10 protein-coding genes are annotated in these 8,684 nt (G+C 44.4%); 7 read left to right on the forward strand and 3 right to left on the reverse strand.

Translation table 11 applies throughout. From position 1 onward, the window contains the following. The first annotated feature begins 3 nt into the window (after nt 1-3). The 5 genes from BP896_RS09885 to BP896_RS03375 all read left to right on the forward strand — a co-directional run bounded on the left by BP896_RS09885 (nt 4) and on the right by BP896_RS03375 (nt 3,824). A complete protein-coding gene (locus tag BP896_RS09885) occupies nt 4-156 on the forward strand; it encodes a hypothetical protein (protein WP_414633180.1) in 153 nt (50 codons plus the stop codon). Nucleotides 157-314: 158 nt separating this feature from the next. Next, complete coding sequence (locus BP896_RS03360) at nt 315-443, forward strand: hypothetical protein (protein WP_291765636.1); 129 nt, start codon at nt 315-317, stop codon at nt 441-443. A gap of 57 nt (nt 444-500) precedes the next feature. Further along, nucleotides 501-1,142, forward strand: coding sequence for a hypothetical protein (locus BP896_RS03365; protein ID WP_291765638.1), 642 nt, complete (start codon nt 501-503; stop codon nt 1,140-1,142). Nucleotides 1,143-1,468: 326 nt separating this feature from the next. Continuing rightward, nucleotides 1,469-1,600, forward strand: a complete 132-nt coding sequence (locus BP896_RS03370; RefSeq protein ID WP_291765641.1) for a hypothetical protein — start codon at nt 1,469-1,471, stop codon at nt 1,598-1,600. Nucleotides 1,601-1,706: 106 nt separating this feature from the next. Next, nucleotides 1,707-3,824, forward strand: coding sequence for a glycoside hydrolase family 3 N-terminal domain-containing protein (locus tag BP896_RS03375; protein ID WP_291765644.1), 2,118 nt, complete (start codon nt 1,707-1,709; stop codon nt 3,822-3,824). Nucleotides 3,825-3,857: 33 nt separating this feature from the next. On the opposite strand, the gene BP896_RS03380 is transcribed toward BP896_RS03375, so the two are convergent. Further along, nucleotides 3,858-4,334: a GIY-YIG nuclease family protein gene (locus BP896_RS03380; RefSeq protein WP_291765646.1), complete on the reverse strand. Its 477-nt coding sequence runs from the start codon at nt 4,332-4,334 to the stop codon at nt 3,858-3,860. Between the two features lie 53 nt (nt 4,335-4,387). Here BP896_RS03380 and cobA point away from each other — a divergent pair, with 53 nt between their 5' ends. After that, nucleotides 4,388-5,134 carry a uroporphyrinogen-III C-methyltransferase gene (gene cobA, locus BP896_RS03385; protein WP_291765647.1) on the forward strand — a complete coding sequence of 249 codons (747 nt, stop codon included), beginning with the start codon at nt 4,388-4,390 and terminating at the stop codon, nt 5,132-5,134. A gap of 14 nt (nt 5,135-5,148) precedes the next feature. On the opposite strand, the gene BP896_RS03390 is transcribed toward cobA, so the two are convergent. After that, entirely contained in the window at nt 5,149-6,627 is a 1,479-nt protein-coding gene (locus BP896_RS03390; protein ID WP_414633181.1) for an MFS transporter, read from the reverse strand. A gap of 190 nt (nt 6,628-6,817) precedes the next feature. On the opposite strand from BP896_RS03390, the gene BP896_RS03395 reads away from it, so the two are divergent. Then, the gene (locus BP896_RS03395; protein ID WP_291765653.1) at nt 6,818-7,528 is read left to right on the forward strand and encodes a fibrillarin-like rRNA/tRNA 2'-O-methyltransferase; all 711 of its coding nucleotides are present in this window, start codon (nt 6,818-6,820) and stop codon (nt 7,526-7,528) included. On the opposite strand, the gene BP896_RS03400 is transcribed toward BP896_RS03395, so the two are convergent. Continuing rightward, nucleotides 7,505-8,647: a tRNA (guanine(26)-N(2))-dimethyltransferase gene (locus tag BP896_RS03400; protein ID WP_291765655.1), complete on the reverse strand. Its 1,143-nt coding sequence runs from the start codon at nt 8,645-8,647 to the stop codon at nt 7,505-7,507. The genes BP896_RS03395 and BP896_RS03400 overlap by 24 nt on opposite strands. Nucleotides 8,648-8,684 lie beyond the last annotated feature (37 nt).

An 8,684-nucleotide genomic window follows, 5' to 3' on the forward strand; every position in this document is an offset into this window, starting at 1 on the left:
GTTGTGAGGTTTAGGAATATTATTGTTCATGAATATGGTGCAGTAGATACTGAACGCGTAAGGATTATTATTGAGTCGAGGGGCTACGGCATAGCCCTTGGCATCATTAGGGGCCTTCACAATAAGTTACGGGGTATGGGCATTATTGATCCATGAATTTATTTATACTATATTTGTTCATGTTCATATCCCTTTTAATCTTCTACTTTGTTTTACAAGATTTTTTGAATACTTCGTATTTCGGTATAAGTTTGTGTGAGATAAGATAAGTATGATTATGCCCTTAGGGCTGAGGATGAGGCAATATAAGTGGTGTGATCCCTAAGGCGGCTGCGGTACTTGACTATGAGGCGAATACTTTTACTGGCTGGGCAATGTTTAAGCTACTGAAGAACCCAACACCATTATTCAGATTAAGCAGGAGGCTTAATACACGGCAGTAGTCAGGAGGGTGGAGGAGGGTTAAAGTGTTATGTGGGTCTTGCGGCTAGGGTGGTGGGATGATTGGTGGCTTAAGTGAGGTAGTTGGTGTGGTTGGGGGCCTTGGGCCTAGGAGGTGGTGGCCTTGGCGTAGTAGGGTGGATCCCTGGGCTGTGCTTATTGCTGAATTCCTCCTCATTCAGACTGATGCATTTAAGGTGTCTTTAACATATGAGGGGTTCCTGAGGAGGTTCCCAACACCATGCAGCATCCTTGAGGTGGGGCAGGGTGAGGTTGAGGCTATGCTTAAGCCCCTAGGCCTATATAGGCAGAGGGCTGAGCGCCTTAGGAGGGCTGCCGAGTACATTAGGGATAATTATGATTGCAGGGTACCGTGCAGTTACAGTGAGCTTAGGGGGATTCCAGGCGTTGGGGATTACATTGCTGCTGCCGTAGCCATAGTGGCGTGTGGTGAATCAAAGCCAATCCTAGATACAAACATTGCTAGAGTACTCTCAAGGGCTGTACTTGGTAGGAACCCATCAAGGAGGTACATGAGTGATAAGGAACTTTGGATGCTGGTGAGGCAGGTTAAGTGGAATAAGGAACTACTCTACTCAATAATTGACTTCGCATCAGAAGTATGCACAGCAAGAAACCCAAAATGCACCCAATGCCCAATCAAAAACATATGCAAATACCACACAGGGAAAGTAATGTAGGAGCCAAAAATGGCGCCGCTTGTTTTAGGGTATAAATAGTTTAGGTGAGGGTTAGGATTTGGGTTAATGACCTGAGTAATGCTATTTCATTCGCTGGAGCATTTTTAGCGTTAAAGGAACTGCACTAAGAGGATTATAATTTTTCAGGGTAAGTTTTTAAGCATGATGCATTAGCCATATTTCATGAACTTCGTAGATTATAATGGAGTGTTCTATAGGCTACTATACCCTAGGCCAACAGTGGTGTAGCTGTTTGAAGGGAAAGCTACACATACCAGCGCCTTAAACATAATCCTGATGCAGCAATAAGCCTATTCATATTTAGGGTGCTTAAGGTTAAGGAAGGGTTAGCGGATAAGTGGGGCTTTAACTTACTGAAGACTAATGCACTACTTCATGGGGCTGGTAGGGTTTTCCACGCGATTTATGCCAGGAGGATCTTGGCGAAGGATGCTTAGGATTCATGATTCATTAATTACGCTTAGCCAGGATTAAAAATCAACGATTATGAGTATTACCCCTCCTTCTGAAATACTTTAAAGGTTGTGGCTACTATGGTATAGTATGAGTAGGGATGTTAAGGTTGAGGACTTAAGCCTTGAGGAGAAGGTTCAACTACTTGTTGGCGCACCGTGGCGTTTAAGGAGAATTCATGGTGCAGCTGGTGAAACTAGGCCTGTTAGGGGCTTACCAATGGTGGCTATGGCTGATGGCCCCTCTGGTATTAGGATTGAGCCTAATCCATTCAGGAGGTGGCCTGCCACAGCCTTCCCAGTACCCACAATGCTCGCATCCACTTGGAATCCCGACTTAGTGGAGGCTGTTGGTGAGGCTATGGGTGAGGAGGCTAGGGATTACGGTATAAGCGTGTTCCTTGCGCCTGGCATTAACATTCATAGGCACCCATTATGCGGTAGGAATTTCGAATACTTCTCAGAAGACCCACTCCTAGCTGGTAAAATTGCCTCAGCCTACGTGAGGGGTGTTCAATCTGTTGGCGTTGCGGCCACGCCTAAGCACTTCGCCGCTAATGAGCAGGAGACTAATAGGACCACCATAGATACTATTGTTGATGAGAGGGCTCTTAGGGAAATCTACTTGAAGCCATTTGAAATAGTGGTTAAGGAGGCTAAGCCATGGGCAATAATGAGCTCATACAATAAGCTTAACGGTAAGTACGCTTCCCAGAATGAGTGGCTGCTGACTAAGGTGCTTAGGGAGGAGTGGGGGTTTGATGGTATAGTTATGAGTGATTGGGGTGCTGGTGATAATCCTATTGAGCAGGTTAAGGCTGGTAATGACTTAATAATGCCCGGCAGTGATGAAGCAGTCTCAAGGCTTATTAATGCTGTTAAGGGGGGTGAGTTGAGTGAGGATTACGTTAATAGGAGTGCAGCCAGGGTCCTTGAATTCATTAAGAAGACTTTAGCCTACAGGGGCCATAATCCATCAAACTCCCCTAACCTTAAGGATCACGCTAAATTAGCCTACGAGGCTGCCGCTGAGGGTTTAATTCTACTTAAGAATAATGATGCATTACCACTTAATGCTAATACTAAAATTGCCTTATTCGGTACTGGGCAGGTTGAAACTAATAGGGGTGGTTTAGGTAGTGGGCACACTCACCCAAGGTACTTCATAAATATCCTCGATGGCTTAAGGGGCAGGGGGTTAAGGGTTGATGAGGAGTTATCATCAATATACGCTAATTACGTTAAGGAGAATAGGGGTGAGGATTACCTATGCGCCCTATACTATGAGGAAGCCTACTCAGAGCCTCTACCTCAGGATATTATTAGTGAGGAGCAGGTTAGGAGGTATGCTGAGCGTAATGATGTAGCCATCATAGTTATTACGAGGAATTCAGGAGAGGGTTGGGATAGGAAGCCCATTAAGGGTGACTACTATTTAACTGATGGTGAACGTAGGCTTATTGAAATGGCTTCAAGGCAATTCCACTCACTAGGTAAGAAAATTATAGCCATACTCAACATACCAGCCCCAATAGAGGTAGCCAGTTGGAGGGATTTAGTGGATGCTATACTATTGGTTTGGCTACCTGGGCAGGAGGCTGGTAGGGTCATTGCCGACGCATTAATAGGCGCCATTAATCCATCAGGTAAGCTGCCTGTAACCTTCCCTAAGGATTTAAGTGATGTGCCTGCACTCAAGTCGCCTGAATGCTACCCAGGGATACCTAAGGATAATCCTGGGGCTGTTAGGTATTGTGAGGGAATATACGTGGGTTATAGGTATTATGATAAGTATAATGTTGAGCCAGCCTATGAATTCGGCTACGGCCTATCATACACTAAGTTCGAGTACAGGAACCTAAATGTGGTTAAGGATGGGGAATTAATTAAAGTATCATTCGATGTAATAAATGTAGGTAAATACCCAGGTAAGGAAGCCGCTCAGGTTTACGTTAAGGCTCCACAGGGCTCAATTGATAAACCAGTACAGGAGTTGAAGGCCTTTAGGAAAACCAGGCTATTAAATCCAGGTGAGTCAGAGCATGTTGAGTTAACGATTAATGTAAGGGACTTAGCGAGCTTTAATGAGGGTAGGGGCATGTGGATTGTTGATGCTGGTGAATATGAGGTTAGGGTTGGCGCATCATCAAGGGACATACGCTTAACGGGTAAATTCACAATAAGCAGTGTTATTGAATTTAAACCATGATGAATAAACCTCATTGAAAACGCATGTTCCCTATTATTTAGCATTAAGCTTCAATACGCAGGGTGTGTAGCCCATCTGCTTAATTAATGACGCAATGAATAATGGTGGGTCTTGATTTACCACTAATTTAAAGAAGTGGCTCACACAGTGGCAGTCGCTGGAGCCAAAGCCCTTAGCAGCAACCTCAATGCCCTCATGCCTAAGAAGTGCCTGAGCAATATCATGCTCTATGAAGTATCCATTAACGTAAATTAAGTAGTAGGGCTCAATGTAATCACTAATTAGGACGTAGTCTAAATGCCACTTAAGCTTACCTGCCTTAAGCCTAGCCAACTTAAGGTGCCTACCCACCCTAGCCCTAATACCAATCCTAGCTGAACCAACGTAAGCATAATACCCCTCACTTAACGTAACCCGACCCAGTGAACCAACCTTAACTGAGACTGGTTCTAAGGCTTTAAGGATAAGCACGTACGTACCCTTCTCCATGCTTAATTCATTAAAATTCATTACGCATTGCATTTAAGTGAGGTTTATTTCCCCTAAATTTTTAAATTAATGCAATGGTTAAAGTGTATATTGTTGGGGCTGGCCCAGGGGATCCTGAGTTAATTACCGTTAAGGCAGTTAAACTATTGGAGTTGGCCGACGTGGTGGTTTACGATAGGTTAATACCGGTGGATGTTCTTAAGCATGTTAAGGAGGGGGCTGAGTTAATATATGTTGGTAAGGAGCCTGGTAGGCACTCCATGGAGCAGGATGAGATAAATGAATTACTCCTCAGGAAGGCTCTTGAGGGTAAGGTGATTGTTAGGCTTCATGGCGGTGACCCATTCATATTCGGTAGGGGTTTCGAGGAGTGCCAGTACTTAATTAGGAATGGGGTTGAGTGCGAGGCTGTACCAGGGGTAACCAGCGCCATAGCAGCCCCTGAACAGTACCTAATACCAATACTACTTAGGGGTGTGTCCAGTAGTGTTGCATTTGTGACCGGTAGGGAGGATCCAGGTAAGGGGTTTAGGGAGGTCGACTTCAGGAGGTTAGCTACATCCGTTGGCACAATAGTGATATTAATGGGTGCCTCTGAGGCATGTAGGATAGCTGGGGAGCTTATTCAAGGAGGCTTAGACTCAAGTACACCTGTGGCCGTGGTGACTAGGGCATACATGAGTGGTTCAAGGGTTCAATTCATGACGCTGGGTGAGGTGGCTGGCTGCAGAATCACCGTGGAGAATCCGTCAGTGATAATAGTGGGTAAGTCAGTTAGGCTTAGCCCACTATATAAAGATGCTGTAAGCCATTCAACCTGAGAATGAACAGTGAATTAACCATGAAGCCGCCTAGCAATAGCCTCAAGCCTAATACCCCTATCTATATCTGAAACACGGCTAACCAACTCCTCCCCTGAAACGGATTCAAGGTCCTTATTCTTAGTTTCCTTTAATGGTATGGTTAATAATGCGCCCAGTATTGACACAATCCCGTAGACTACCAGTAATTCCTTAACATGAGCCTCAAGTAATGGGTAAAGAAGTAGGGTGGATAAGGCGGCTCCAGCCTTACCTGCCGCTGCAGATATGCCGTGCCCCATAGCCCTGTGGCTAACTGGGTAAACCTCAGCCGGCACTACGAAGGTTGTGGTATTTGGCCCAAAGTTTATGAAGAAGAATGTTAATACATATAGCATTAGTACTACTTGAGTAGGGGCTAGGAAGCTAATTAAGCCTGCATTATTAATCACAACTAGGGCTGAAACAGTTAAGTAGAGCGCACCCATTATGGCAAACCCCTGAAGCTGCATTAGCCTCCTCCCAACCTTATCTATAAGTAAGGCTGCAGTGAAGTAGCCGGGTAGGCCTACTAGGAACGGTAAGCTGGCTTCAAAGACTTCATGAATTATACGTGACTTCAACGCCGTGTACGTGCTTACTGGTAGGAAGGTGGTTACTATCGGCCCTGAGTATATTCCTGTGCCGTAGTAGGCTATGTCCATTAGGAACCATGTGCCTGCTGTAATAATTAACGTGAACCAGTACCTCCTCAGGAATTCACTCATGTTTAGCTTCCTTGATGATGCTGCTTCATTAATCCTAACACCAAGGAAGCCGGCTGCCTTATTAGCCTCCCTTAAATCCCCCTTAACCAGTAATGCGTATCTGGGTGTTTCAGGTATTTTACGCCTCATATGAATCACCATTAAGGCCGGTATCGCGCCCACAGCCAGCATAATCCTCCAGGCTAATGAGGGTGGTAGTAGGTTAACTGATGCTAAGCCAACTAGGACTGCTGTTAAGGCTCCTATGCCTTGACTTGAGAAAACTAAGGCCACTAACCTCCCCCTATCCTTGACGTTGGCGTACTCACTCATTATTACTGAGGATACTGGGTAATCACCACCAATACCTAAACCCAATATACCCCTAAAGGCTATTAACCAGTAAAGATTCGGCGCTAAAGCTGAGAGTAAGGCACCAGTAGCCATTAATGCTGCCTCAACACCATAAACCCTCCTCCTACCCCAATAATCAGCAAGCCAACCAAAGAGGACTTGGCCAATTATGGCTGTTAATATGGCTGATGATGCAATGAAGCCCTCGGCTGGGATCCCAAGTATAGGCATCTGTGGGTTGAATCCATTAATTTGCATGCTTCTAAATATGTCTAGTACTGCGCCAATTATGAATAAATCATAGGCATCAGTGAAGAAGCCCATGCTTGCCGTGAAAAGCACCTTAAGGTGTCGGGATGTGATACTAATGTTATTAATTCCATTGAATGGGTTAATGCTAGTGTTATACTCAATGCGCTTCATTATTCTCATGCACATGAATTAGGAAAGTCGATATAAATTTTGTCTGCTTAAAATGGGTACTCAATATAGGTGTAAGTAAGCGTACGTTTAACTACATGGGTCAACGTAGTATTAGGTATGCTGATAAGGCAATGGGGGAGCGACGCTAAGGCTTAAATACCTTAATTAATTAAGGTTAAGTATGTCCAGTGTAAGGGCAGTGGATGTTAAGGAGCATGAGAAGTTCAAGGGTGTTTACTGGATTGAGTTCGAGGATGGCTCAACCAGGTTAGCTACAAGGAACTTGACGCCAGGTAAAAGGGTGTATGGTGAGCAGTTAATTAACCTAGGTGGTGTTGAGTATAGGGTTTGGAATCCCTATAGGTCTAAGCTTGGTGCGGCAATAATGAATAAGCTTGAGGTTATGCCCATTGGTGAAGGATCTAAGGTGCTTTACCTTGGTGCAGCAAGTGGTACAACAGTTAGTCACGTGAGTGATATTGTTGGGTTAAGTGGTTTAATTTACAGTGTTGAATTTAGCCCAAGGGTTTTTAGGGAATTCATGCAGAATATTATAGACCAAGGTAGGTTAAACGTAATACCAATACTTGCCGACGCCAGGTACCCTGAGCAATACATTTCACTGGTTAAGGGAGTTGATGTAGCATATATTGATGTAGCTCAGCCATTTCAAGCTAAGATACTTGCAGATAATGCCGATGTGTACCTAGTTAAGGGTGGTTACATAATCTTAGTCATAAAGGCGATGTCAATTGACGTCACCAAGGAACCCTCTGAAACCTTTAAGAGGGAGATAGATACAATTAAGGAGAGGGGATTCGACATAATAAACATGATTCACCTAGAACCCTATGATGTTGCGCATGCGTTAGTTGTTGGTAAGAGGGATTAAGCGGATAACCCTAATTAACCACCATGGTTCAGCACTAGTCTTAATACCCTCAGTAGTGAAGTGTGTATCATAAGCCTCAATACCATTCTCCATTAAATGCGACTTGAGCCTTAATGGGCTTGGAATGAGGCCTAAACCCCTACCCAACTCCGTTACTGTGTAGTATAGGGGTATTGGTAGGTTATCAGGTAATGTTCCCTTAATTATTTCAGCAGCCCTCAATTCATAATCAATATTATTAACTAATGCCAGCGAGTAGTCTAGGAATTCAACATCCCCAATAGTACCAATCCACAGGGGCCCACTAACCATGCACCCACCCTTAACGCCAATCGGATACCTATTAATGAAGCCCCTCCTCAAGGATTCACTACAGTAATAGGCGTAGCCAAGGTTCCTTACAGTCTCTCTGGCAGACCCCCTATCCTTACTCACTATTACACATACCCTATAGTAATGCCTCTCCCAGTACGCTAATAATGGTTTAACCCCAGCATCAATCATTAAGGCTTGCCTAGCAATAAACCCTAATAAACCCCTTAAGCCTATTTCCCTAGATAAGAAGCCCCTAAGCGGCCTAAAACCATACCTCCTAATAGCCTTATTAACGTAACTACCCTGCAGGACCGCTAAGTCAGTGGCTGTGGCGCAGAGTAATCCACCGTGTTTAATTGAAAGTAAGGCGGAATTAATGAATGGGGCTGGTGAACCGTAAGGGTCAATGTCTATTATATCGCACTTATTATTAGCCAGTAGAACGTTAGCATCACTCCTAATTACCTTAACCTGATCCCTTAATCCATTTAACTCAACGTTCCTTAAGGCAACATCAACTGCAGCATTATCCACATCACCGGCAATAACCCTCTCAACCCCAGCCTCCTTAACATACCTAATACTCCTAATGCCTGTACCCGTAAATGGTTCACATAATACGCCATTCCTACCAAGGAGCCTTAAGTAAGCTCTAACAATGATAACTGATATACTCCTATTATTAACCATGGCTGGGTTATAGAATACTGGTGCCCAAGCCGGCTCAATACGCCCACCGGCAATGTACTTGCTTAAGTCCGGCGCATAAAAGGAGACTGCGCCCTCCCTTTGAATTACGTACATTAGTGAAAGGTACGATTACTCTTAATTAAATTCTTCG

The sequence above is a fragment of the Caldivirga sp. UBA161 genome (assembly GCF_002506515.1).
GTDB lineage: Archaea > Thermoproteota > Thermoprotei > Thermoproteales > Thermocladiaceae > Caldivirga.